23 protein-coding genes are annotated in these 25,624 nt (G+C 57.3%); 5 read left to right on the forward strand and 18 right to left on the reverse strand.

What is annotated here, in order from left to right:
• Positions 1-31: 31 nt before the first annotated feature.
• The 4 genes from A8B84_RS16220 to A8B84_RS16235 form a co-directional block, all read right to left on the reverse strand.
• Positions 32-2,107, reverse strand: coding sequence for a TonB-dependent receptor family protein (locus A8B84_RS16220; RefSeq protein WP_064227642.1), 2,076 nt, complete (start codon positions 2,105-2,107; stop codon positions 32-34).
• A 161-nt stretch (positions 2,108-2,268) separates the two neighbouring features.
• Positions 2,269-3,006 (reverse strand): LrgB family protein, encoded by a 738-nt coding sequence (locus A8B84_RS16225; protein WP_064227641.1) that lies wholly within the window; start codon positions 3,004-3,006, stop codon positions 2,269-2,271.
• Positions 2,999-3,379, reverse strand: coding sequence for a CidA/LrgA family protein (locus A8B84_RS16230; RefSeq protein WP_064227640.1), 381 nt, complete (start codon positions 3,377-3,379; stop codon positions 2,999-3,001). The genes A8B84_RS16225 and A8B84_RS16230 overlap by 8 nt, the downstream gene beginning before the upstream one ends.
• A 15-nt stretch (positions 3,380-3,394) precedes the next feature.
• Positions 3,395-4,279 (reverse strand): bile acid:sodium symporter family protein, encoded by an 885-nt coding sequence (locus A8B84_RS16235; protein WP_064227639.1) that lies wholly within the window; start codon positions 4,277-4,279, stop codon positions 3,395-3,397.
• A gap of 215 nt (positions 4,280-4,494) precedes the next feature.
• Here A8B84_RS16235 and A8B84_RS16240 point away from each other — a divergent pair, with 215 nt between their 5' ends.
• Positions 4,495-5,964: a WS/DGAT/MGAT family O-acyltransferase gene (locus A8B84_RS16240; protein ID WP_064227638.1), complete on the forward strand. Its 1,470-nt coding sequence runs from the start codon at positions 4,495-4,497 to the stop codon at positions 5,962-5,964.
• A 12-nt stretch (positions 5,965-5,976) separates the two neighbouring features.
• Here the strand turns inward: A8B84_RS16240 and A8B84_RS16245 are convergent, their stop codons facing one another.
• Positions 5,977-6,603: a TetR family transcriptional regulator gene (locus tag A8B84_RS16245; RefSeq protein ID WP_014578194.1), complete on the reverse strand. Its 627-nt coding sequence runs from the start codon at positions 6,601-6,603 to the stop codon at positions 5,977-5,979.
• A 195-nt stretch (positions 6,604-6,798) separates the two neighbouring features.
• On the opposite strand from A8B84_RS16245, the gene A8B84_RS16250 reads away from it, so the two are divergent.
• Together A8B84_RS16250 and A8B84_RS16255 are read left to right on the forward strand one after the other, a co-directional pair.
• Complete coding sequence (locus tag A8B84_RS16250) at positions 6,799-7,902, forward strand: ferredoxin reductase (RefSeq protein WP_064227637.1); 1,104 nt, start codon at positions 6,799-6,801, stop codon at positions 7,900-7,902.
• Positions 7,903-7,956: 54 nt separating this feature from the next.
• A complete protein-coding gene (locus A8B84_RS16255) occupies positions 7,957-9,030 on the forward strand; it encodes a fatty acid desaturase family protein (protein WP_064227636.1) in 1,074 nt (357 codons plus the stop codon).
• Here A8B84_RS16255 and A8B84_RS16260 read toward each other — a convergent pair.
• The 4 genes from A8B84_RS16260 to A8B84_RS16275 all read right to left on the reverse strand — a co-directional run bounded on the left by A8B84_RS16260 (position 9,020) and on the right by A8B84_RS16275 (position 12,074).
• On the reverse strand, positions 9,020-10,855 hold the full coding sequence (locus A8B84_RS16260; RefSeq protein WP_064227635.1) for a diguanylate cyclase: 1,836 nt from the start codon (positions 10,853-10,855) through the stop codon (positions 9,020-9,022). The genes A8B84_RS16255 and A8B84_RS16260 overlap by 11 nt on opposite strands.
• A 112-nt stretch (positions 10,856-10,967) precedes the next feature.
• Entirely contained in the window at positions 10,968-11,405 is a 438-nt protein-coding gene (locus A8B84_RS16265) for an RrF2 family transcriptional regulator (protein WP_014578197.1), read from the reverse strand.
• Positions 11,406-11,433: 28 nt separating this feature from the next.
• Complete coding sequence (locus tag A8B84_RS16270) at positions 11,434-11,826, reverse strand: YbaN family protein (RefSeq protein ID WP_082905197.1); 393 nt, start codon at positions 11,824-11,826, stop codon at positions 11,434-11,436.
• Between the two features lie 23 nt (positions 11,827-11,849).
• Positions 11,850-12,074 (reverse strand): hypothetical protein, encoded by a 225-nt coding sequence (locus A8B84_RS16275; RefSeq protein WP_064227634.1) that lies wholly within the window; start codon positions 12,072-12,074, stop codon positions 11,850-11,852.
• 262 nt (positions 12,075-12,336) lie between these two features.
• On the opposite strand from A8B84_RS16275, the gene A8B84_RS16280 reads away from it, so the two are divergent.
• Entirely contained in the window at positions 12,337-14,628 is a 2,292-nt protein-coding gene (locus A8B84_RS16280) for a nitric-oxide reductase large subunit (RefSeq protein WP_064227633.1), read from the forward strand.
• 146 nt (positions 14,629-14,774) lie between these two features.
• A complete protein-coding gene (gene moaA / locus A8B84_RS16285) occupies positions 14,775-15,767 on the forward strand; it encodes a GTP 3',8-cyclase MoaA (protein ID WP_064227632.1) in 993 nt (330 codons plus the stop codon).
• Between the two features lie 70 nt (positions 15,768-15,837).
• Here moaA and A8B84_RS16290 read toward each other — a convergent pair whose 3' ends face one another.
• From A8B84_RS16290 to A8B84_RS16330, 9 genes are all read right to left on the reverse strand, one after another.
• Positions 15,838-16,374, reverse strand: a complete 537-nt coding sequence (locus A8B84_RS16290; RefSeq protein WP_064227631.1) for a nitrous oxide reductase accessory protein NosL — start codon at positions 16,372-16,374, stop codon at positions 15,838-15,840.
• A gap of 14 nt (positions 16,375-16,388) precedes the next feature.
• Positions 16,389-17,219, reverse strand: coding sequence for an ABC transporter permease (locus A8B84_RS16295; RefSeq protein WP_064227630.1), 831 nt, complete (start codon positions 17,217-17,219; stop codon positions 16,389-16,391).
• Positions 17,216-18,148 (reverse strand): ATP-binding cassette domain-containing protein, encoded by a 933-nt coding sequence (locus A8B84_RS16300; protein ID WP_064227629.1) that lies wholly within the window; start codon positions 18,146-18,148, stop codon positions 17,216-17,218. The genes A8B84_RS16295 and A8B84_RS16300 overlap by 4 nt, the downstream gene beginning before the upstream one ends.
• On the reverse strand, positions 18,145-19,413 hold the full coding sequence (locus tag A8B84_RS16305; RefSeq protein ID WP_064227628.1) for a nitrous oxide reductase family maturation protein NosD: 1,269 nt from the start codon (positions 19,411-19,413) through the stop codon (positions 18,145-18,147). Before A8B84_RS16305 ends, A8B84_RS16300 begins: the two co-directional genes overlap by 4 nt.
• A gap of 228 nt (positions 19,414-19,641) precedes the next feature.
• Positions 19,642-21,537 carry a TAT-dependent nitrous-oxide reductase gene (gene nosZ, locus A8B84_RS16310; protein WP_064227627.1) on the reverse strand — a complete coding sequence of 632 codons (1,896 nt, stop codon included), beginning with the start codon at positions 21,535-21,537 and terminating at the stop codon, positions 19,642-19,644.
• Between the two features lie 64 nt (positions 21,538-21,601).
• Positions 21,602-23,701, reverse strand: a complete 2,100-nt coding sequence (gene nosR, locus A8B84_RS16315; protein ID WP_082905206.1) for a transcriptional regulator NosR — start codon at positions 23,699-23,701, stop codon at positions 21,602-21,604.
• A gap of 157 nt (positions 23,702-23,858) precedes the next feature.
• Entirely contained in the window at positions 23,859-24,260 is a 402-nt protein-coding gene (locus tag A8B84_RS16320) for a hypothetical protein (RefSeq protein ID WP_064227626.1), read from the reverse strand.
• A 36-nt stretch (positions 24,261-24,296) separates the two neighbouring features.
• Positions 24,297-24,683: a putative zinc-binding protein gene (locus tag A8B84_RS16325; RefSeq protein ID WP_064227625.1), complete on the reverse strand. Its 387-nt coding sequence runs from the start codon at positions 24,681-24,683 to the stop codon at positions 24,297-24,299.
• A 43-nt stretch (positions 24,684-24,726) separates the two neighbouring features.
• Entirely contained in the window at positions 24,727-25,476 is a 750-nt protein-coding gene (locus A8B84_RS16330; protein ID WP_064227624.1) for a Crp/Fnr family transcriptional regulator, read from the reverse strand.
• Between the last annotated feature and the right edge of the window lie 148 nt (positions 25,477-25,624).

Raw genomic sequence — 25,624 nt, forward strand, 5'->3', positions numbered from 1 at the left:
AAATCCCTACTGTTTGTGTTGTTATCGCCCCTCAGAATACCCATTCCAGGCCCGCATAAAAAGTTCTTCCGGGACCGGGCTCGAAATAGCCCCGATCTTCCACCGGGCGGTTCGCGTTGGCATTGATCCGGACGTTACTGAAGTACTCCTGATCCAGCAGATTGCGGATGCCGGCATACAGGTTCAGGGTCTGGTCTGCAATCCGGAAGGAATCGCCGGCACGCAGGCCGACCTGCCAGTAATCACTCACCAGGGTCTGGTTGCTGTTCTCGGCGTAGAACTCCCCGACATATTGCCACTCCAGGGCCGCAAAACGGCCGGCTGATCCGCGCCACTCCAGCTCGTTCACCCAGAGCTGTTCCGGCAACCCGGGAATGGCATTGCCGCTGGCATCGTTGCCCTGTTCATCAACAAAGTCCCGTAATTCGTAATCGGCAAGAGTGAGGGCGCTGGTTACCCGCCAGGCGTAGGAAAGTTCCCAGGCCAGGCCCAGTTCACAACCATTGCGCCGGGTTTCACCCGCGTTTTCGTAGAAAGTCTGGTCACCCACATTGAACGGCAGGATCTCGTCTTCCACCCGGATGGAGAACAGGGCCATATCATAGCTCAACCCGGCGCCCAGCATGCCGCGCATACCCAGCTCGCGATTCAATGCCTGCTGAGGCTCCAGCTCGGGATTAAAACCACCGCCGCTGGGGTTGGCAAACTCGGTAAAGGTGGGCGATTCGAACGCTGTGCCGATGGTGGCGTACACCTGGTGCCTGGGCGCCAGCTTGTAGCTGATGCCGGCAACACCACTGTACTCCCGGAAAGTCCGGTTGCCCGAATCATCCTCGCCGTCTTGCAGCCAGTCGTCGTCAATGGCCAGGCGCAACCGGTCGAACCGCACCCCCAGGGATAGGTTGAGTGCATCGCTAATCGCCAGATCGCCCTGGCCAAATACCGCCACATTAGTAGCGCTCTGGTTTTCCGCCTGGGTCTGGCCGGTGATATCGCCATCGATAGACACCGAATAGCGGCGCCGGTCATCGGACTGATGGTGCACATCAAGACCGGTAACCCACACCAGGGGCAACCCGGCGACTGCCGATTCCTGCTGGTACTCGGAGCTGATACCGTAAAAGTGCCGGTCGTAGGCCACCCGGCTGCTGCCCGGGAACGGCAGCTGCTGGGCAAAATCCCGGCGGATGTAGAAGGTATCGAGAGTGAGTTGGCCGGGCAGGACCGCCGAATCTTCCCATCTCACGCCCAGGGTCTGCTGGTTTACGGTCTGGCTACTATCAAGCCTTTTGGCAAGTGCGGTAGCCTGCTCCGGATCCTCTTCCGCCTGGGCCAGGGTGAGCCCGCCCGTGTCTTCGGATTTCGGGTTGTGTAAGGCGTTAAACGTGGCTGTCACCCGTCTCCCAGAATCCAGATCCCGTGCGACACGGGCGTTGAACAGCGCTTTTTCCGCCTCGCTCTGCTCCCGATGGCCATCAACCGTCAGCCAGGAGAGCGTGGCTATGCCGCTGGTATCACCTTCAACGCCGTTACCCTGTATTGCCGCCTTGCGATAGTCGTCACTGCCGCCGTCAAGGCGAAGCCGGCCACCCTCGGGAAGCTCATCACCCAACGCCGTGGAAATATCGATGACACCGCCAGCGGCATTGCCGTACTGAACCGACGCTGGCCCCCGGATGACCTCGATTCGTTGGGCCGAATCCAGATCAATGGCATCGATCTGGGACTGGCCGTCCGGGAGCGTGTATGGGATGCCATCAACCTGAATGCGAATACCACGAATGCCAAAGGGCGCCCTGGCCCCGAATCCTCGGGTGGATAACCTGAGGTTCTGGGCGAAGTTGTAGCGATTCTGAAAGAACAGGCCCGGGACGGTATTGAGGGACTCATCCAGTTGCAGACGTTGCTGGCCCTCACGGATATCAGGCGCGTTGATAACAGAGACCGCAGCGGGGGTTTCATACAAATCCCGAACCAGTCGTGGGGCGGTTACCTGCAGCACAAGCTCTTCATCGGTGTTCGATGTCGACTGTGCAATCGCTGGAAGCGAGATCGAAATACACGCCGGTGACAGAACAAACGCTGCCAGGTAGTTATTCTTGTTCAAAGGGCCTCCTCCGGGTTCGCCAATCAAGATTTCTCTTGATAACGGGTACGCCAGCGATGGGGAAATGGTGTCATCCCATTCAACCCATCGGAAGGCCATTCTCAAATAAATATTTAAATTGCTTTTTATAGGATCTTGGTAGTGGTTCCAAAGTAGCAGAATCAGGCGGGGATCCAGGCTTCAAGCAGATCAACCAGCCAGGGCACCAGCAAGGCCGTAGCGAAGGCAGAAAGCGCCATGGCCAGGCCGGAGAAGGCGCCCATCTGCGAGCTTACCTGAAACGCCCGGGCGGTCCCGATACCATGTGCGGCGACCCCCATGGCAATACCCTTGGCGGTATCGTCCCTGACCCGGATCCAGTCAAACAGCTTGGTGCCCAGAACGGCGCCTGTAATACCCGTGATGACCACCAATACGGCCGTCAGAGACGGAAGCCCGCCGATTTTTTCAGAAATCCCCATGGCCACCGGTGCCGTTGCCGATTTCGGTGCCAGGGACATCTGGATCTCCGTGGATCCACCCAGAAGACGAGCGAGGCCAATGGAGCTGCCGGCGGCGATGACAACACCGCAGAAGAGCGAAATCGTTACCGGCAACCAGAGTTGCCGAAGCCTGGAAAACTGCTGATACAGGGGAACGGCCAGCGCCACCGTTGCCGGCCCCAGCAGAAAGTGGACAAACTGCCCGCCTTCAAAATAATCACCGTAGGAGGTGCCTGTCGCCAGCAACACAATGATGAGCATGGCCACGGACGTGACCACCGGATTGGCCAGCGGATTGGAGTTGGTTTTCAGGTACAGCCGGTAGGCAACACCATAGGCCACGAGGGTAATCGTAAGCCCGAGAAGCGGTGACGCGGAGAGGTAAACCCAGATGTCTTTCAGGCCCGGCTCATTCATCGCCGCCCTCCTTTTCCGTGAGGGGCTTGGCAAACCAACGGGTAGTCACCTGCATTATCAGGGCAGTGGCGACCATGGTTATAACGGTACTCAACAGAAGCGCCAGGGTTATGGGAACCCACTCGTCGGCGATGCGGCCAAAATGAGCCATCATGCCTACGCCGGCGGGCACGAACAGAAGTGAGAGATGGCTGAGCAAGGCCGTAGATGCCTGATCCACAGAGTCCGGTGCCTTGCCCCGGATCATCAGGGTCACGAACAGCATCACCATGCCAAGCACCGGTCCGGGGATAGGCAGGCCCAGCAGTCGGACTGTAATCTCCCCCACCAGCTGATACACCAGGAGCAGGGTAATGCCGTTCAGGAACTGCATAGCGCAGGACTCCAGTCAGTTTTTGCTCTGTACCGTCGAAATGGGAATGATGCTCCGGCCGTACATGGCGAGAACAAAGCCGATCGGGAACATCAGCACCCCGTATACCGCCGCAGGGATCGACATGGCGCTGGACTCCAGCAGCGTCAGGGTGACCATGAGGGCAATGGTACCGTTCTTCACACCCAGTTCCACCGCAACCGCGAGCGATTCCCGCTGGGTCAGACCCGCCACCCGGCCGGCTGCAAGACCCAGCCCGATACCAGCCAAATTCAACAGGATGGTGGCCGGCCCCGCCTGCTTCAGAAGCTCCCAGATCTGGTCACGAACCCCGTACACCAGCGCCACAATAAGGACCGCCAGCACAACACCACCAAAGATACTCACAATGCTCTCGGCCTTGCGGGCAACTTCAGGCTTGCGGGTACGAACCACCATCCCGATGGCTACCGGGAAGAGCACGATGCCGATCAGCATACCCACGGTTTTCCATACCGGCAGCACAATGTCCTCTTCGGTTCCCATGTAGTGCTGAAGCGCAATGTTGGTGAACAGTGGCAAGGTAAGGATGGTGATCAGGCTGGCGCTGACGGTTAGCACGATGGAGAGCGCAATATTACCCCGTGAGAGCAGCACAAACAGATTCGAGGTGGTGCCCCCGGGACAGGCGGCAATAATCACCAGTCCGACGGCGATGGCCGGCGGAACCGCCAGCAACGTGGCCAGCATGAAGGCGATGAGCGGCATGACAAGGATCTGGGCAACGGTGCCGACAATCATCCCTTTCGGATAAACCGCCACCTGGCGGAAGTCACGTATCGTCAAGGTCATGCCGATACCGATCATGATAATGAACAGAGCAATCGGCAGACCTGCCGAGATAAGCGGGCTGGATTCCACAACGCCTCCGGATGTTTTTGTTTTTACTGCGACCAACCGATGAAAAGTAGCACACACTGCTCCCTTTCGGGAGCCTTCAACGGCAACAGCGTGTAACGGTTAAACGCTGCAAAACCGGGAAGTTTCTGGCCGCAAGCATCGTGTCCCGAAGCAGTTGCAAGTATACTTGCATCAGACAATTAAAATACCTGGACACTCGTGGAGACACACAAGGAATGAAACGCCTGGGAACCCTGGATGCCTCTTGGCTGGCCGTAGAATCTGAAGACACCCCCATGCACGTGGGCAACCTGCAGATCTTTTCGCTACCGGAGGGCGCCCCTGAAACCTTCCTTCGGGACATGGTGACCCGCATGAAGGAAACCGGTGACGTAGCACCTCCCTGGGGTTACAAGCTTGCCTGGTCCGGATTGCTGGGTCGGGTACTGGCCCCGGCATGGAAAGTCGACAAGAAAATCGACCTGGACTACCACGTGCGTCACTCCGCGCTGCCCCGCCCCGGCGGTGAACGGGAACTGGGTATTCTGGTATCGCGACTGCACTCCAACCCCCTGGATTTTGCCCGCCCGCTCTGGGAATGCCACGTTATCGAAGGGCTGGAAAACAACCGGTTTGCGCTTTATACCAAGATGCATCATTCCATGATTGACGGCATCAGCGGTGTGCGCCTGATGCAACGGGTGCTGACGACAGATCCAGATAAAAGGGATATGCCGCCACCCTGGTCGGTGCGTCCGGAGCGTCGTCGCGGCAGCAAATCCGACTCCGAGGCCAGCGTGCCCGGCGCAGTTTCACAGGCCATGGAGGCGCTGAAGTTGCAAGCCGACATGGCGCCACGACTATGGCAGGCAGGCAACCGGCTGGTGCATTCTGTTCGCCATCCCGAGGATGGCCTCACCGCGCCGTTTACCGGGCCCGTTTCCAAGATCAATCACCGGGTCACCGGCCAGCGCCGGTTCGCCACCCAGCACTACCAGTTGGACCGGATCAAGGAGCTTGCCCATATATCCGGCGGCTCCCTGAATGACATTGTTCTGTATCTTTGCGGCACCGCCCTCCGGCGTTTTCTGCTGGAACAGGATGAACTGCCGGACACCCCACTCACGGCCGGCATCCCGGTCAATATTCGGCCGTCTGATGACCAGGGTGTGGGCACCCAGATCAGCTTCATGATCGCTTCCCTGGCAACCGACGAGGCGGATCCGCTAACCCGCCTCCAGAACATCAAGTCCTCCACCCGCAGGGCAAAAGAGCATCTCCAGAAGTTGCCTAAAAGCGCTCTGACCCAGTACACCATGCTGTTGATGTCGCCCTACATCCTGCAACTGATGTCCGGCCTGGGTGGAAGGATGCGGCCGGTATTCAATGTCACGATTTCCAATGTGCCAGGGCCCCAGAGAACCCTCTACTACGAGGGTGCGAAACTGGAAGCCATGTACCCGGTGTCCCTGATTGCCCACGGGGGCGCACTGAACATTACCTGTCTGAGCTATGACGGCTCACTGAACTTCGGGTACACGGGTTGCCGGGACACCCTGCCAAGCATGCAGAGGCTGGCTGTCTATACCGGCGAGGCACTGGACGAACTGGAAAGCCTGGTTCTACCGCCAAAGGCCAAGGCAAAGACTGCGGACAAGCCCAGGACGCCACGAAAGCCGGCGACGAGAAAAAGTAAAGCGGACTGATCGAGCAGACGATCAGCCCGCGCTTTGCCAGTGGGCAGCACCCACGAAGATCAGTTGAAGGAAGCGGGTGGTCCGCTTCCGGATCTGCTCAATCTGATAGTCGTCATCGGCTGATACACCGAGCAGATCGGTCAGGCTGAAGGCAACACTTCGCACCACCAGATCACAGGTCATGTCCAGATCCTGGTCGGTCAGGTGGTCCACCAGCCGCAATCGGCGCAGATCGTTGGCAAGCTCACTGGCAAAGAAACGCATCTCACTGCGAATGCCTTCCTGCACAGCCCGGCTCTCACCCGCCAACCCCTGAGCCATAAACAGGAAAAAACTCCGGTTGGCCTGGGCGTGACTGATAAAGATGGCTACCGATTCCTCAATCAGTTTGTCCGCCTGCAACACATTCGCGCGGGCCTCCCGCATCATCCTGCGCAGCACCAGTCCAAGCTCATCCACCAGCTGAAGCCCCAGATCGTCCATATTGCGGAAATGCCGATAAAACGAGGTTGGTACCACACCTGCCTGACGAGTCACTTCCCGGATACCAAGACTGGCGAAATGCCGCCCCTTGCCTACCAGCGTCAACGCCGCAGTCATCAGTTTCTCACGGGTTTCACCGGGCTTTCTTCGTTGTTTTTCCGCCATCTTGTGTCTGTACCGTCTGCCGTCAACCAAGGTTCACAAGTGTACACATCCAAAAAAATAAAAGTACAGAATGCTTGTCATTTTGAGCCATTACCAGTCGGACCGTTGTAGTCGGAGACATCCGTGTGTACATTCGTACACATTAGTGAACACTTGTACACACGGATAACCGAAAGCCTCAGGGAGGCACCCAGTATGTTAGCGAGACACACCCAGCATAAAGCCCTGCAATGGCTTGGCAGGCAGCTGTTCAACCGGAACGATCCAGAGGCATTTTTCGACCCTCTGATCGAACGCATCAACCCTATGTGGGTACAAGAGTACACACCGGCCCGGGTCGAGCAGATCCTCTCTGAGACCAGGGACACCAAAACCCTGGTTCTGAAGCCGGCCCGACGCTGGTCCGGCTTTCGCGCGGGTCAGCATGTGAACATCTGTGTTGAAGTTGACGGAATCCGCCGCAACCGTACGTTCAGTCTCTCAAGCTCACCCTTGCTCTGGCAGGAGCAGGGACGGGTCACACTGACCATCAAACGCCTTCCCGGCGGGTTGGTGACCAACTGGCTCCACGATCACCTTCAAACCGGTGCAGTCATCGGTTTGGGCGAGGCCTTTGGCGACTTTCAGACACCAGAACCGGCCCAGCCGGTCCTGTTCATCGCCGGCGGCAGTGGCATCACGCCGGTGCTGAGCCAGCTTGAAACCATGGCGGCGCTGGATTACCGGGCACCGGTGACATTGCTGTATTTCGTTCGAACCAGTGATGACGTTATTGCCCGGGAAAAGCTGCTGGCCCTGGAGACACGCTACAGCGCCCTGACTCTTAATATCATTGCCACCAACGAGTCAAAAGAACCTCGCTATCTGCGCGACCAGGATCTGGACGCGGTACCGGGCATCAAGGCACGGCAGGTCTATCTATGCGGCCCAAAGGGACTGATGGATCTGGCCCAGGATCTTCTCTACAAACGAGGCTTTGCTGATTCGGATATCCACAGCACTTTCTTCTCCGCTGCAAGCGCCAATCTGGATAACGAAACGCTCGGTGGTCAGGTTCAGTTTGAAGGCAGCCAGCTTGAAGTCGATTCCGAAGGCAATGCCACCTTGCTGGAAATCGCCGAGGCCGCCGGCCTGACCCCGCGCCACGGCTGCCGTATGGGTATTTGCCACCAATGCAGTTGCCGGAAAACCACGGGGACCGTCATCAACCGCCTGACCGGAAAAGCCTCTGGCCCCGGTGACGAGAACATCCAGCTTTGTATCTCGGTCCCGCGGGGCCCGGTGTCACTGGACCTTTAGGAATTAACACCCGATTTCATCGCGGAGCCCCAGTGCTCCGCAGGGAGTATTACCATGAAAAAGATGACCGAAGCGCAACTCGCAGAACTTGAAACCGATCTGAACGCGATCCGGGATGAGGTGATTGCAGACCTCGGTGAACGGGACGCACGATACATCCGGCGGATGGTCCGCCTGCACCGGAGTCTCGAAGCGGGCGGCCGGATCATGATGCCATTCGGGTTCCTGCCGCCGGTGTTCGTTGCCGCCACCGCAACCTTGGGCATTGCCAAAATTCTGGAGAATATGGAGGTCGGCCATAATGTCATGCACGGCCAGTATGACTGGATGAACGACCCGAGCCTCCACTCCCAGACCTACGAGTGGGATACCGTATGTACCGGCGACTCCTGGCGCCGCACCCACAATTACGAGCACCACACCTACACCAACATCATCGGAAAGGATCGAGACTATGGCTACGCCGTGTTGCGACTCACTGATGACGAGCCCTGGAAACCCTGGCACGCGCTGCAGTTCATCAACTACATCCTGCTGAGTGTATTTTTCCAGTGGGGCGTGGGACTGCACGAACTTGAAACGGAGAAACTGCGCAGCCGGGAAATCAGCTGGCGTGAAAAACTTCCCTTTCTGAAAGAGTTCGCCCGCAAGGGCGGCCGGCAGGCGTTCAAGGACTACGTTTTCTTCCCGCTGCTCACCTTTCCGGTGGCTCCGATTGTTCTGGCGGGAAACGTGGGAGCCAACCTGATCCGAAATCTCTGGTCTTCCACGGTGATTTTCTGTGGCCACTTTACCCAGGATGCGGAAACCTTCACTGAGGAGGAATGCGAGGGTGAGAGCAAGGGCCACTGGTACTTGCGCCAGCTCACCGGGTCCTCGAACTTCACCGGGGGCCGCTGGATGCATATCCTGAGCGGCCATCTTAGCTATCAGGTGGAGCACCACGTTTTCCCGGACCTGCCCGCACACCGGTATCCGGAAATATCCGGGAAGGTACAGGCAGTGTGTCGAAAGCACGGCATTCACTACAACACCGGCAGTTTTTTGAAGCAGTACGGCACGGTGGTAAAGCGGATACTCCGGCATTCCCTGCCAGAGCGCCTCACCGGCGACGCCACTACGGCATAGCCGGCTCAAACCGGTCTGAGGGCCGCTCTCCCGGTGACCGGAACGTCACCTTGTTCCGGCCAGCCTGCTTGGAGGCGTACAGGGCATCATCCGCGGCCGCAATCAGCTCGTTCGGCTCCACGAAAAGCCCGCCTGGAGCCGTCGCGACACCGATACTGACGGTTACCGGTACCAGTTGCTGCTCCCATTCAAAGCGAAGCTCACGCTCAACCATCGTGCGGAGCTTGTCGGCCAGGGCACGGGAGCCGGCGGCATCGGTATAGGGAAGAACAATTGCGAATTCCTCGCCTCCGTAGCGGGCGACAATATCTGTCTCCCGCCTGACAACAGTCATCAGGACATCTGCCAGACGACGCAGGCAGGCGTCCCCGGCCTGATGGCCCAGGTTGTCATTGAGCAGTTTGAAATGATCGACATCAATCATGATCAGAGACAGGGCCCCCTGACGACGGCTGCGGGCAGCCTCCTCGGCCAGACGGGTATCGAAATAACGGCGATTGAAAACTCCGGTCAATCCGTCTGTTGAGCTCAGGGCCTCCAGTTGCTGGTTGACGGATTCCAGTTCCGAGGTTCGCTCAGCGACCCTGGACTCCAGCTTCTCATTCATTTCACGCTGGATTCTCTGGGTTTCCATGGACATGTGCCTGAGGCGATCGGCGAGAGCGATGGACAGCAGAATGACTTCGAAGGCCGACCCAATCTGGATCCCGAACTCGGTAACAAAGTTGGCCGGAACAATCGCAAAGGTCTTAAGCGTATATAAAAGCATCCCCGACAGGAGGGCCGTCCAGGCCACCATGAAATACCGTGCTGGACGGAACCTGCGATAGAGGCACAGGCCACCCGCAAGAATGACGAAACCCACCGAAATGGCGGCCATGAATGTGTTCAACCGAATGACAGGACCATAGTCCGGCCACATCAGAGCGCCTGCTCCGGCAACCACGAAAAAGGCCATAAGCCCCACGAAAATCCGCTCAAGACGGGGCGCATTTTCCTTGAGTGCCAGGAACGACCGGGAAAAGCCGAGAACGCAGAACATGCCGGCAGCAATCAGGAACGCGACTGCACGGTTGTTCCACCACGGCGAATCCGGCCAAAGGTGTTCAAACGCCAGTCCATTGAGAGTGAACTGGAGCAGGCCATAGGACAGGATATAAGACACGTACCAAAGGTAGTTAGTGTCCCTGAAGGAAACGAAGATCAGTAAGTTGAATATCGCCATGGCCACGAGAAGCCCGTAATAGAGCCCCAGCAGGAACCTTTCCTGATGGTCCGTCGCGCTGAAGTTGTCCGAATGCCACAGGAGCGTGCGCATCTGAACAGCACCGGAAGTCTTGACCCGGAAAAAGAGATCGGCGCTCTGCCCGGTCGGCAACGTTAGCAGGAAATTGATGTTGTGATGATCCCTGGGGCGTTGCCAGAAAGGTATCGAGTCGCCAGCTATCTGCCGGCCAATATTCCCGTCTTCCCGAACGATGAAGAGTTCCATTTCATCGATGATCGGATACAGGCCTTCAATTACCCACCGATCATTCGGACTCGAGTTATTGATAACCCGGGTATGAAACCAGTACGTGGAATCGGTGAAGCCAAAGTTATAGGCGTCGTCGGGAACACCTTTGGACCCGATTTTCGGCCACCGCTTGGCGATCTGGGAAATATTGAGGCTGGAGGATGGATCTTCGTAGTAGCTTAAATGCCGGGAAATATCGAGCCTGCCGCTGCCTTCGCTCAGTACAACGGGAAAACTGTCCGGTGTTCCGGTTGCAGACGCCCCTGCCGAACACAGCGCCAGCAACACCAGCAAGGCAATATGAATCAAACCGGCCCCGACAACTGTTATTGTAATTTATGAATCCAGGTCCATATTATCGGACCCGCCGGGTGCCTGGCGTAAAAAAGGGATTTGATTCGTAAGTTTCTGTATCGACTGCTTACGCGATCTGCAGCAGCCTCAACAACTGCGGCCGGTGCTGTTCCTGGATGACGTCAGCAAGAGTGTATTTGTCGAGCACTTCCAGAAAGGCCTTTAACGCCTCACCGAACATCGATTTCAGGCCACACACAGGCGTTATCTTGCAGGCATTCTTGGACGAAAAGCATTCCACAATGCTCAGGTCCTGTTCGGTTTCCCGTACCAGAATGCCGATACTGATATCCGAAGGCGAACGGTGCAGACGCATTCCCCCTTTCTTGCCCCGGATGGTCTCAATGTAGCCCTTCTTGTTCAGCTGGTGCACCACCTTCATGAGGTGGTTTTTAGAAATGTCATAGCTGTCAGCGATTTCCTGAATGGTCGCCAGACGATCACCCTGAACTGCCAGATATATCAGTACTCGAAGTGAATAATCCGTGTAGCGGGTGATGTGCATTCAAAACTCCAGTCGTTATCGCAATCGTTTAATAAGAGGGTCGCGTCACCAGGTAACACGCGGTGCCGCACAAAAAAACGCCAGAAATGCCCAACACCATCCCTGATGCTCCAAGCGCAAACAGCATTCCCCAACTCAGGGCCATCATGCTGCAAGCCAGCAGCTTCGCCCGTGCCGGCACTGCCCTGCGTGTGCGCCACTGATCAATGGCAGGGCCGAACCTGGGATGGTCTTCAAGCCACTGAGCAAAAGCCGGAGACCCCTTGCTGGCAAAGAATGCGGCCAACAGAACGAAAGGCGTTGTGGGCAATAGCGGCAACACCACTCCGGCAGCAGCCAGCGCAATTGACATATACGCAAGAATTCGGAATCCGGTTTTCCCAAAACGGTCGCCCATCGCGGGGTTCTCACCAAGGTTCATAACTGCATCTATTCTACCGGGATTCAATGAACAGGTCTGCCCAAACGGCTAAGAAAAACCAGACGCGCCACGTAGGCAACCTTGATACCGACCGCAAAAATCAGGGTTCCGATGTGGGCGGCAATTTGCACAGACAGCGCAAGCGCGCCCGCCAACGGGTATGCGAGCAGAATTGTAACCATCAAACCCAACACTGACAGTCCCAGGGTGCTGTTTGCTGTGAAAAGCCACTTTTCGTAGTCACTCATGAACTCACCTATAACATTTCCTTTGAATACATCTTAATACTAAGTCGGCTCCAGGGAAAAATCAAACCGTAGAATTGCACCCACATGAAACCACCCCTCACCCCCATATAAGCCTTTCGATATACCCAAAAATAAATTTGACACCTCAAATGCATCAAATCAAAATTCCGGAATAAAGATTTATATTAAATAAATGTTTATCGAGGAGACAGTGTTATGAAACAGCAAGACGCCTACCCGACCCGACTGGGAGGAGCGCACCATGGCTAAGTACCGCCGACTCTGGTTTTTGTTGATCGGGATTCTGGCAGTAACCTTCACACTACTGGGGTATTTCGGTGCCGAGGTGTATCGCGAAGCGCCGCCCATTCCGGATCTCGTTGTGTCCGCCGACGGCGACACCCTGATGACCGAGGAGAGCATTCTTGACGGGCAGACTGCCTGGCAGTCCGTCGGGGGTATGCAGCTTGGCTCGATCTGGGGTCATGGTGCCTACCAGGCACCGGACTGGACCGCCGACTGGCTGCACCGGGAACTGGAAACCTGGCTGGACATCGCAGCCCGGGAAGAGTACGGACAGGACTGGCACAGCCTCAGCGGGCAGCAGCAGAACGCCCTGCAGTACGACCTGAAAAACGAGTACCGCACCAATACCTACGATGCCGGTACCAGCACCCTGCACCTTTCCGAGCGCAGGACCGAAGCTATTGCCAAAACAGCGGACTACTACAGCCGCCTGTTCAGCGACGCCCCGGAACTGCAGTCTACCCGCGAAAACTACGCCATGAAGGAAAACACTCTGCCCAGCGCCGAGCGTCGTGAGCGGATGACCGAGTTTTTCTTCTGGACTGCCTGGGCCGCCGCTACCGAGCGCCCGGACAGTGACGTCACCTACACAAACAACTGGCCCCACGAGCCGCTTATCGATAACAGACCGAGCGGCGAGAACGTGGTCTGGTCGTTAATAAGTGTGGTTCTCCTGATTGCCGGTGTCGGTGGCCTGGTCTGGGCCTGGGCTTTCCTTCGCAAAGAAGATGAAGAACCACAGGCCCCACTCAAGGACCCTCTCAGCGAGGCTGGGCTGACCCCTTCCCAAAAGGCACTGGGCAAATACCTTTTGCTGGTTGTTGGCCTCTTCACTTTCCAGGTCATGCTGGGCGGCTTTACTGCCCACTATACGGTTGAAGGTCAGGGTTTCTACGGCATCGAGACTTCTGAGTGGTTCCCCTACTCCCTGATGCGTACCTGGCACATTCAGTCTGCCATGTTCTGGATTGCCACCGGCTTCCTGGCCGCTGGTCTGTTCCTCGCCCCTATCATTAATGGCGGCAAGGATCCGAAATTCCAGAAACTGGGCGTTGATGTGCTGTTCTGGGCCCTGGTGGCTGTGGTTGCCGGTTCGTTTATTGGCAACTTCCTCGCCATCAACCAGATCATGCCAGCCAACCTCAGCTTCATGCTGGGCCACCAGGGTTACGAGTATGTAGATCTTGGCCGCCTCTGGCAGATTGGCAAGTTCCTCGGCATCGTGTTCTGGCTGGTGCTGATGCTGCGCGGTATTGTTCCCGCCCTTCGCCAGCCTGGTGACAAGAACCTGCTGGCCCTGCTGACCGCTTCGGTGGTTGCCATCGGCCTGTTCTATGGCGCCGGCTTCTTCTATGGGGAGCGTACTCATATCTCGATCATGGAGTACTGGCGCTGGTGGATTGTCCACCTGTGGGTAGAGGGCTTCTTTGAAGTGTTCGCAACCACTGCCCTGGCCTTCATCTTCTGCAGCATGGGCCTGGTATCCCGCACCGTGGCAACGTCTGCCAGCCTGGCCTCCGCCAGCCTGTTCATGCTCGGGGGTGTGCCCGGCACCTTCCACCACCTGTACTTCTCCGGCACCACGACACCGGTCATGGCTGTGGGCGCCACCTTCAGTGCGCTGGAAGTGGTACCACTTGTGGTACTCGGTTACGAAGCCTGGGAAAACTGGCGCCTGAAGTCCCGTGCCCCCTGGATGGAAAATATCCGCTGGCCGCTAACCTTCTTTGTGGCGGTCGCCTTCTGGAACATGCTGGGTGCCGGCGTGCTCGGGTTCATGATCAACCCGCCAATCGCGCTGTATTACATTCAGGGCCTGAACACCACGCCCACCCACGCCCACGCGGCCCTGTTCGGTGTCTATGGCTTCCTCGCCCTGGGCTTCGCACTAATGATCCTGCGTTACATCCGTCCGCGCATCGTCTTTGACGAGCGGCTGATGAAAGTCGGCTTCTGGTGGCTGAACATTGGGCTGGTCCTGATGTTGTTCACCAGCCTGTTGCCGGTCGGCTTTATCCAGTTCATTGCCAGCGCCAGCGAGGGCCTGTGGTATGCACGCAGTGAAGCCTTCATGCAGAGCGACATCCTGCAAACCCTGCGCTGGGTCAGAACCATTGGCGACGTTGTCTTCATCGTCGGCGCCCTCGCCGTAACCTGGCAGGTCGTGAAGGGTGTTTTCTTCCCGGATCTGGAGCCGGTCGCCCTTGAAACCGATGAAAGCGGCGCTGCCAGCGAGCTGAGCGCCTGATCGACCAGAGCGCGGGCCAGGGAAGGCCCACTCTGACCTACCTGATGGTAGGCTTACCTCCCGAGGGGTATCGCAATTTGGTGATCCGATCTGCAATACTTGGTCTATACTCAGGTTAAAAAACAATCGGCAACAGGACCAACCCGATGCCCCAGAGCAAGCTGACAGACCGTTTTGGTCGCACCGTTAACTACGTGCGTCTGTCCGTCACTGACCGGTGCGACTTCCGCTGCGTGTACTGTATGGCCGAGGACATGACTTTCCTGCCCCGCCAGCAGGTTCTCACCCTGGAAGAAATCGCCCGCGTTGCCCGCAACTTCGTTGACCTGGGTACCGAAAAAATTCGGCTGACCGGCGGCGAACCTCTGGTGCGCAAAGACATCCTGGAGCTGGTAAAGGAAATCGGCACCTACGGGCTGCGCGACTTTGCCATGACCACCAATGGCAGCCAGCTCACCACCATGGCCGAGCCTCTGCGCAAGGCCGGTATGCATCGGTTGAACATCAGCCTGGATTCCCTGGACGCCGACAAATTCCGCAACATCACCCGCACCGGCAAGCTTTCACAGGTGCTGGACGGTATTGATGCCGCCCGGGAGGCCGGCTTCCGGGGCATCAAGATCAATACGGTGGTGATGAAGGGCCGCAACGACGAAGAGATTCCCGAGCTGATCGAGTTCGCCCGCAAGAAGCAGGTGGATATCAGCTTTATTGAAGAGATGCCCCTGGGCGAGATTTCCGAGCACGACCGGGGTCTGGCGCTGTGCACCAGCGAAGAGGTGCGGGACATTATCCGAAAGCACCATGAGCTGGTACCCGCTACCGAAGATTCCGGCGGTCCCGCCCGGTATTACCGGATGGAGGATAGCGAGACCCGGGTCGGTTTCATTTCCCCCCATTCCCACAACTTCTGCTCTACCTGCAATCGGGTAAGGGTGACCGTTGAAGGTCGGCTGCTTCTTTGCCTGGGCAACGAGCACTCGGTGGATCTACGCAGGGTTCTGCGGGGCAATCCGGTGACCGATGACAAGCTGCGGGAAACCATTATCAATGCCATGGATCTGAAGCCGGAGCGGCATCACTTCTCCACCAATGGGGATGTGCAGATTCTTCGGTTCATGAATATGACCGGCGGCTAAGCGGCCGGCACAACAACTAGCACAACAAAAGGGGTCAGATGAAAGCTTTCGTCTGACCCCTTTTTCATTTCTAGTGGTCCATTCCATCCATGCTATGCATCGCCATGCCGGTATTCAGGTGATCCATGGTGATTTCACTGTAAGCCATTACCTCGCCACCCTGTTCGTTGGCAAAATTTTCTGCATCAGCCTGACTGGCAAATGATGCCAGAGTTGGGCCCATGGCGCCTTTTCGGCTGGAACCGACAACGTAGAAGGCTTCACGGGCGTCAATAAGAGCGGTGTCGTCCGGGCTTTCCCACTCAGTCTCGGCCATATCGTGAACGTACACGGTGTGATTTCGGTTAACGTTCTCTGGTTGGAGCACCCACGCGAACATGTCTCGGGTGGAGCAGAACTTGTTGACGTGCTGGTCCTTTTCGGTGATCGCCTGGCCTTTGGGACCCGGAAAGTTTGTGATGACCATGCCGCAGACGTGGCATTCATCGCCAGTTGCAAAATTGACCGGGGCGGCTTTGGCAGTCGTTTGTTCCTCGCTACCTGAGCAGGCTGTCAATGTGAGGACTGCCAGGGCGGCGAGGAGCCAGTTGAGTTTACTTCTGTTCATCGGGATAACTCCGTTCAGATACGGCGGTTTCGGAAAAGTAACAGGGCACCCGCCAGCGGGATGGCAAACCACAGCACCAGGCCGATCCACAGGCCGGTGGCGCCGATGGGCAGATCGGCACCGAGACTGAGGACGCCGCTGAGTTGGGCGGTATCGCCGAAGGCAACGATATTGAGCAGGCGGTAGATATCCGTGGGATTGAGCATCAACAGCCAGGGCAAGAGTTCCGCGCTGAACTGGCCTTCGCTCGCCACGAGGGTGCCCAGCAGCATCAGGTCGAAGATCAGCACGAAGAAGAACCAGATCGCCAGTGCCAGGCCGGCGGCGATGGGCTTTTCGCTGACCCGCACACTGATCACGTAGGCAAGGGCAATAAAGCCCCATCCCAACAGCACGGTGGAACCAATAAACCGCAGCATGGCTGCCGCGAGACTGGCGATGGCAACGTTTTCCACCAGCACCGCAATGGCCACGCCGGCGACGCCGAAACCAATCACGGTGGCCAGAGCCAGGGTCAGGCCATGGCCCAGGAACTTGCCGAGTAGCAACTGGCTGCGGCTGAGCGGGTAGGTCAACAGTAACAGTAGGGTTCCACCCTCTTCTTCCCCGACTATGGCATCGTAAGCCAGCAACAGTGCAATCAACGGGATCAGGAAGATTCCAAGGCTTGCGAGACTGGCAATGGTGGCCGGCGTGGAGGCATATCCCACCTGGCCGGAGGCGGCGGCGCCAAACCAGGCAATGCCCAGGGCCAGAGTCGCAAACACGAGGGAAATGGCCATCAGCCAGCGGTTACGAAGGCTGTCACTGAGTTCCTTGCGGGCAATGGTCCAGATACTGTTCATTGGCTCCCTCCCCGGTGGGCCAGGCCACCCGAACCGATAAAGTGCACGTAGATGTCTTCCAGGCTGGGTTGATGAATGCTGATATCTGCCACTTCACCCGACGCCATCACTGCATGTAGCAAGGCCATTTTATCCCTTGGCTGCACATCCACCCGCAGGCGCCCGCTATCGGACTTGATGATCAGGCCAATGCTGCTCGAAGCGCTGTCGATCACGTGTTCCAGCGCCGAGATACTGTTGGCGGGATCCAGAGACAGGGTTACCGGCATATTGGCCTGTCGCCTTAACGCGGCCAGATCGCCGGCAGCCTTCAGTGCGCCATCGGTGAGAATGGCCGCACGATCAATGTAGGGTTCGACACCGGGCAGGACATGGGAACAAAGCACAATGCCGGTGCCTCCCTCACACAGTTCCCGGAGCAGCCGGTACAGATCTGCCGTGGCGACCGGATCCAGACCCACGGTAGGCTCGTCCAGCATCAGCAGCTTCGGCTTGCCCAACAGCGCCTGGGCCAGACCAAGACGCTGGCGCATGCCTTTTGAATAGGTCTTGGTGCGGGCATCCATCGCATCACCAAGGCCAACCTGTTCAAGCAGTTGCGGCACCTGTTGCAGGGGCGCGCCCTTCAGCCGCGCGAAATGGTTCAGAATTTCCCGACCGGTCAGCTGCGGATAGAACATCACATTTTCCGGCAGGTAACCGATGTGCTGGGTTACCTGCGGATCGCCGGCATGGCCGCCAAGTACGGAAACCGATCCCTGGTTGGGGGTCATGAGTCCCAGGATCAGCTTGATACAGGTTGTCTTACCGGCCCCGTTATGGCCAAACAACCCCAGAATCTCCCCCGGCTCCAGAGTCAGGTCGATCCCGGTAAGGACCGGGGTCTTGTCGTACCGGTAACTCACATTCTCAAGACGAAAACAGCTCATCGGTTCTCCGGTTGAAGCTCTGCGGGCATCCGCATCAAGGGATGGGAATCGGTCACACCGGCGGACTTGACCACCGGAAATGCATCCTGCACCCAGCGCAGGGTATCCACCGCCGGGCTGAACATCAGAACCTTGGCTTCCGGGTATTTCCACAGCAGCCTGTCCACGTTGTCATTGGGCTCATAGGGCACATCGCCAACGCCATCCTGATTCCGGTCCCAGCCCAGATAGTCACTCCAGAAATTTCCCTTCCGGTCTTTTGACCACTCCTGGGTGCGGGTGGCGACATACTTGACCTGGCGCTGATTGTTCACGAACGCGTTACCAAAAACCTCGTTGTCTTCCGAACCGGCGGTCAGGTGAATACCGATATTACTGTCGGCAAAGACATTGCCTTCAAAGGTGTTGTACAACGAGTTGTAGATAAACACCGCCTTGCCTTCAGCCCCCTCAATGGCAACACCGGCGGTCTGCCCCTGGGACACACCCGTCACCACATTCCCTCGCAGCTCCGACTGGGTAATGAAATTCATCAGAATCCCGTAGTTCTCATCATTAACCGACCGGTTGTTAATCACCTTCAGACGCTTGCTCTGCATCAGCGCATAACCAGTTCGCGTGTTACGGGTGACATTGTTCTCCAGCAGATTATTCATCGAGTACATGTAATGGATGCCATAACGCAGATCCGCCATCTCATTACCCCGGATCGTATTGTTATTCGCCGTCTCGATATAAATCGCATCTCGCGTCCGACGAATGTCATTGCCCTCTATCAGCGCGCCGGTGGTATTGAACAGGTGAATTCCATTGCCACGGTCATTCGGACGCAGACTGTCATCACCGCGAATCCTATTATCGCGGACCGTCGCATCCGGCGTTGCGTCCAGCCACACCCCGAACGCCGGCCCCTGCAAACGGTTGTTCTCAACCACCGCACCCCTGGCCTCCCGAGCCACAAAAATCCCCGCATCCAGCTCGTTAAGATTGCTCCCCCAGTTGCGAACGGAACAGCCGGAAAACGTCACCCCCTCGGCGACGATATCCACCGCATTGCCCTGCCCGCCCGGGTCAATCACCGTCTCGGCATGGCAAGACACAGACACCCCGGGCACCCGGATTGCCAGAGACGAAATCTGCTCAGGGGGAAGCTCAAAGCTCGCGCCCGGTTCCAGGGCATCTAGCTGTTCTTGCAGGTCCGCTTGCGCGGTCAGCGATAACAGAGCGACTGTCAGGGCCACTCCATAACGCAACAGTGGATACATCTATAATTCTCTATAAGTGAAGCAGGCCCGAAGCCACCGCCCTAGGTACGGCAAGCCAAGAGGAGAACCCTTTCCAAAACTGTGCGGAGCCATGGATGGCGGAGCCCAAGCGCCACAGGGATGTGCCGCCAGGAGCGTGTTTTGGAAAGGGTTCTCCTCTTGGGTTGCTTCTCCGAAGTTGGAAATCACCAGGACTCCCAAAAGGAGTCCCGGCGAAAGAGAGGCCTATCAGGCTTTCTCTACAATCATGCGACCCCGCATCTCCATATGCAGCGCATGACAGAACCAGTTGCAGTAGTACCAGTGAACCCCGGGACGATCCGCCTTGAAGGTCACCGAAGCCGTCTGCTGCGGACTGATCTCCATGCTCACACCATGGTTCACCATACAGAAACCGTGGGTCACATCCTCAATGGTGTCCAGGTTGGTCACATACACCGTCACCTCATCACCCTGCTTCACCTTGAACTCCGTCATCCCGTACTGCGGCGCAATTGAGGTCATGTAAACACGAACCTTATTGCCATCGCGGATAACCTTGTTGTCGGCTTCCAGAGTCACACCATCCTTCTTGGCCTGCTCAACGGCAGAGGCGAAGAAAGGATCGTCACGATCGTAGATCTTCTTGGTCTTGATCTGATCACGACGTACCAGAATGCAGTCATGGGGCTCGGCAAAGGTCGGGCCATCGTGAACCAGCTTCATCTCCTCGCCGGAGATATCGATCAGCTGGTCGTTCTCCGCATGCAAAGGTCCAACCGGCAGGAACCGGTCCTTGGAGAACTTCGACAGCACCACCAGCCACTTGCCATCGGCATCCCGGGATTCGGTCAGAGACGCGTGGTTGTGGCCCGGCTGATAATGCACATCCAGCTTCTGGCGAATGTAGTTCACGTCCTCGCCGTTGTAGTGCCTGATGGCATCGGCAATGTTCCACTTGGCCACCTGGCTGTCGATAAAAAGGGTGGTATAGGCATTGCCACGGCCATCGAAGGTTGTGTGCAGGGGCCCGAGGCCCAGTTCCGGTTCACCTACCACAGTATCCCGCGGCTCAATCTTGCCATCGAACAGATCATCCAGCTTGTCGATGGCAATAATGGTGGCCGTTGGTGACAGCTTGCCGTTGGCAATAAAGTACTTGCCGTCCGGGGAGGTATTCAGACCATGCGGGTTCTTCGGAACCGGAATGTAACGGGTCAGTTCCGAACCGGCGCGACCGTCTACCACAGGCACCTTGGAGTCTCCCAGGGTCTTGTAGTTGCCATTCTTGACCGCCTGCTCAATGCGCTCGATGTTGAATACTACCGCCCAGTCGCGGTCGTTGCGCATGGTACCGGCCAGATCCAGTGCCTTCTCGGAGTTGTAACAGGTGGAGCAAGCGTATTTGCCGGTATAGTCCGCGTCGGTGTTGTCCAGGTTACCGTCAACAATCACCTGGAAGGCCACTTCCATGGTTTCCGCGTCTACCGCGTTGAACATGGTGAAGCTGCTTTCAAGGCTGGTGTCGCTGCCATCGTTCGGATGGGGGATGACATACTCGGCATTACAAAACACGTACTTGGTCTTGGGAACCTTCTGAAGACGCAGGCCGTGAATGGCCTGGACGTTCGGAATGGTGGTGATCTTGTCGCACTTCATGATGTCCAGGCGGATCCGGGCTACACGAGTGTTGGCTTTGTCGTTAATGAACAGGTATTTGCCGTCATAACGACCATCCGTCATGGAAATGTGGGGGTGATGGGAATCGCCGTTCAGGTGGGTATTATCATGGCCCAGAACGTCCTTGCTTTCATTGCTGATCCCCCACCCCGTGGCAGAATCCACGTTGAACACGGGGATACGCATGAGTTCCCGCATGGAGGGTACACCCAGAACCCGTACTTCACCGGAGTGACCTCCGCTCCAGAAGCCGTAGTACTCGTCGAGCTCTCCCGGATGGATCACATATTTGTTGCGGGCCTCCTCGGCCGCGGCCGCGAATGCCTCACGCGACATCACTGCAGTGCCAAGCCCGGTTGCACCGGCGACACCCGCCAGCGCTGCAGCCCCCATAAACCGACGGCGGCTCTGGCCGCTTTCCGGAAGCTCTTGCAGGTCTTTGGTCAGATCATCTCTTTTTTTCATAACATCCAACTCCGTTATTGGTAATGGCGGTTTTACTTCTCATGCTTTCTTTTTATGGGACTACTCAAGACACCTGAACCACGGGTATTTCCTCCGGGTGGCCCGGTGCGTTATGACCCCGGCGCTTGCCGCGTCGCTTGACGATCAGCGGCGGACACTTGTGGTCATCGAAATAGGTCATCTGGCAATCGAGGCAGTAATGGCATTCCATGTAGTTGATGTGGCCGTCCGGGTGGATCGCCTGAACTTCACACTCGTGATCGCACAGCCGGCAAGGATTGCCACATTCCTTGCGGCGTTTGAGCCAGTCGAACACTCGCAGTTTGGTCGGCAGTGCCAAAGCTGCACCCAGCGGGCACATATAGCGGCAGAACACTTTGCGGGTGAACAGGTTGACCACCAGCAGAAGGACGGCGTAGGTCACGAACGGCCAGCTACGATCAAACTTGAGCGTGATCGCGGTCTTGAACGGCTCCACCTCGGCAAGCCGTTCGGCGGTCGCCATGGAATCCAGCGACACTCCGAACAACACCAGCAGAATGATGTACTTGATGGCCCATAGCCGCTCGTGCACGGCAAAAGGCACGGTGTATTGGGGTACTTTCAGCTTGCGGGCAATTTCATTCAGCAGCTCCTGTAGCGCGCCGAACGGGCACAACCAGCCACAGTAAACCGCCCGGCCCCAGAGGAGGATGATGCCTGCCACCACAGCCCAGAGAATGAAAATCACCGGGTCGATCAGGAAGGTTTCCCAACTGAAGCCACTGATCAGGCTGTTCGCAAACGTGAGCACGTTGACGATGGACAGCTGCCCCATGGCATACCAACCGATGAAGAACAGCGTGTAAGTCAGGAAGGCGTGACGGATCCAGCGCATGATCCTGGGTTTTTTCACCAGCCAGTCCTGGAAAAACAGGATGAACATCAGCACGCCGATACCGATACCGAGCACCACAATCTGGAATTCCCGCTGGTACCAAACCTGAACCCACATGGGCTGGCTTTCCAGCCATTCTTCCTCGGAAACGACAGGCTCCGGACGGTTGTAATACTGCTCCGGAAGCTGGTACTCCAACGGAAACACCTGAAACTCGCTGTCCAGTGGTCCAGTCTGGCGCTTCACAGTGAGTTCGAGTGTCCAGGGTGTACCGGGATCGAAGTTGTACTGCTGGCGAATGATGAAGATCGCCATTTCGGTGAACTCCGGCATGCCCTCGGCATAGACATCACTCAGCCGGTAGAAGTCCAGGTCACGGAAATTGAAGGTGTCGCCGAACTGACGGATCTGGATGCGATCGAAGATGCCGCCGCGAACATAACCTGAACCTTTGAAGGAGTATTCACCGTTGGCCATCACGGCAATGGCATGCTCGCCCTCCTCCAGCTCGGATGTCAGCCACTGGTACTGGCTCTCGCCCAGCAGATTCCGGCCAATGGTGGGCGCATCCAGGTAAGCGGCATACAGATCAATCAGCGGCTCTTTGCGTTCCTCGGGGCCCGCGGTATCAACACCCTCTGCTTCCGTCCCCTTGAAGGAATCATCCACCTGGCCCTTGGTAAGCATCAACCGGCGCACCGACCCGTCACCGGTCAGTTCCTGCCAGGTTTTCTGCTCGAAGGCCTGTTTATCGACGGTAGCCGCCGGCGGACGGGTTCCATCCTCGCCCTCAACCATGCCCAGTTCCACTCCCACCCGATGGGCGGTGCGCATGATCACTTCATTGATGACCATCACGGTAACCGTGGCTCCCGACAGCCCGTCAACGGCCACCTTGCGTTCCGAAGAGGTTCCGCCCACGGTTACCCGCTGGTCGGCTTTCAGGGCCGTGTACTGATCGGTGAATGCGTGCAGCTTGCTCTCGGGAATACCCACCAGAAGAATGGGTTCATCGTGGTGAATTACCTTGGCGGCCTTGATGGTGCCTTCAGTATCCAGCACCACCATGGCATTGACCGGTTTGCCCGAGTAGGCGGGTGTCTGGACAAAATCCAGGGACTGATAGGCGTAGCCCACCAGCTCCTTGCGCGCATAGAGCTCCTGGATGGCTCGATTGCCTTTTCGGGGAATGACCCGGGTGACATCCGGAAACGTCTGCTTGATGACCTGACGACCGGCAGCGGGCTCATATTTGGCCAGAGGCGCTGCATTCAGAGCCATGGCCATGATCGATGTGAAAACCAGGAAAACGAAGCGGGAAAAAACAGACACGGAAGACTCCCTGAGAAAAAGCGCCTGATTGCTTAAGCCTAGGCAAATTAGAGGAAAATCAAATACCTCTTATTGAATACACCTGACTGATGGTTCGGTCAGGTACACGCTGTCAGCCCAGACTGACAGCGTTTCCGTTTGAATCGAGCGGGAGGTAATTACTGATATGACCGAGGCGGATAGACTCCACCATCATGGTCAGCGGCTGCTGCGCTTCGTCAGTGGATGGAGGCGTACCCCCGCGGCCGGACATGGCGGCAACGAACACCACATCCCAGGCTTGGCCGGTGGCACGGGATTCTTCGTGCAGGACATCGAAATCCGGTGCTTCATCAGGGGTTTTGTCGACGCAGACCACCGGCGTCAGGGCGCCGCCTTCACCGCGCTCAAAAGCGGCTTTTTCTTCCGGGGAGGCCTCATCCGGCAACTCCGCACGGCAAAACACGAATAGTAGACGCTGGGGTTCCTGCTGGCTGTGGGAGGCCTGAATCAGGTCACTGTAACTGCTGATCATCTTGGTGAATCCTTACTGGTACCGGGCCGCTGCGGATTACGCCTGGCGGGCAATGGGCTGGTCGGACGAGGTGAGCCTGCGAACTTCGTCGCAGACTTCTTCCACGGCGTCTTCGCCGTAGCTCTGTCCATAATGTTTCTTGAAGCCGAAGTCGTAGAGCCGGACATGCTCATCGGGCTCCACACCGATGTTCTCGAGACAGGCCCGGGCACAGTGCAACGGGCAGCCATCAATAACCGTGATCGGGCGGCCGGATCTGGCGGTTTTCACCAGGGACGGCACCTTGCCGCCGACGCCGGAGATGCAGGACATTTCGAATTCGCCGGCATGGTCCAGCCTTACTGCCACGTTGTTGGCCAGCTGCGCCACATCAGAGCAGCCGGAACATGAGTAGATCAGTGGGCGTTGCTTTCTCGCGGTCACGTATCCTCCTTTCCAAAAAGCCTGGAGGCTTGAATGTGGTCAGTTACTGGCTGATCTCAATCAGGCGCTGGGGGTCTGAAATAAACAATCGGCTTCGGTTAACCCGAACCAGGCCGTTGGCTTTCAGATCCGCCAGAATCCGGGAGAAGGTTTCCGGCTGCATGGCAAGCCTGGAGGCCACCAGGCACTTGGGCAGCGGCAACTCCACCTCTCCGCCCTCTTCCGCGCCGTTGGGTAGCAGGTCGATCAGGTAGCGGATCAGGCGGTCACGGGCGTTCTGCACGGTCATGATTTCCAGGTCATGGAACCGGGAAACCGCGCGTTTGGCATAATGCCGCAGGGCTGCCTGGGCGTATTTCGGGTTGCTTTCCAGCATGTCCTGGTAGGCCTTGACGGGGATCATCAGAACTTCGCTGGATTTCAGGGCCTCGGCGTAGCAGGCGTACCGGGGCGGATCGGCGTAGATCATGACTTCGGCGAAGCAGTCGCCGGGGGCGATGCTGTCGAGGGTCCGGTCGATGCCGGAGGAGTCCAAACGGTAAAGACGCAAGCGACCGGAGATCACGAAGAAGAAATGGTGCGCCGGCATGTCCTGGCGATAGAGCAACTGGTGATGGCCAAGGCGGATTCTTCGGGATTGATGGATCAGGTGCTGCAGGTCTTTGCCATTGAGTTCCGAGAACAGTGGATGGCTGCGCAGGGCCTGGAGGCCGTCTTCGTCGTCAAAGGGTTTATTGATGGCGACGAGCACGGGTTTGGTGTAGCGGGTTTCGGCCGTTTGGGTCAGTGCCATTGGTGTATCCTCTCTGCATATTCATGCATTCGAAATCATGATTTAAATAGTAGAAGGATACGGGGTGAAAATCGCTCCCCCCATGGGGGTAGTTTGGGGGTTATTCGGGAGTAATTGACCTAACTCAAAGTGTTTTTTTGCTAACTAT

Source organism: Marinobacter sp. EhC06, assembly GCF_001650915.1.
Lineage (GTDB): Bacteria > Pseudomonadota > Gammaproteobacteria > Pseudomonadales > Oleiphilaceae > Marinobacter.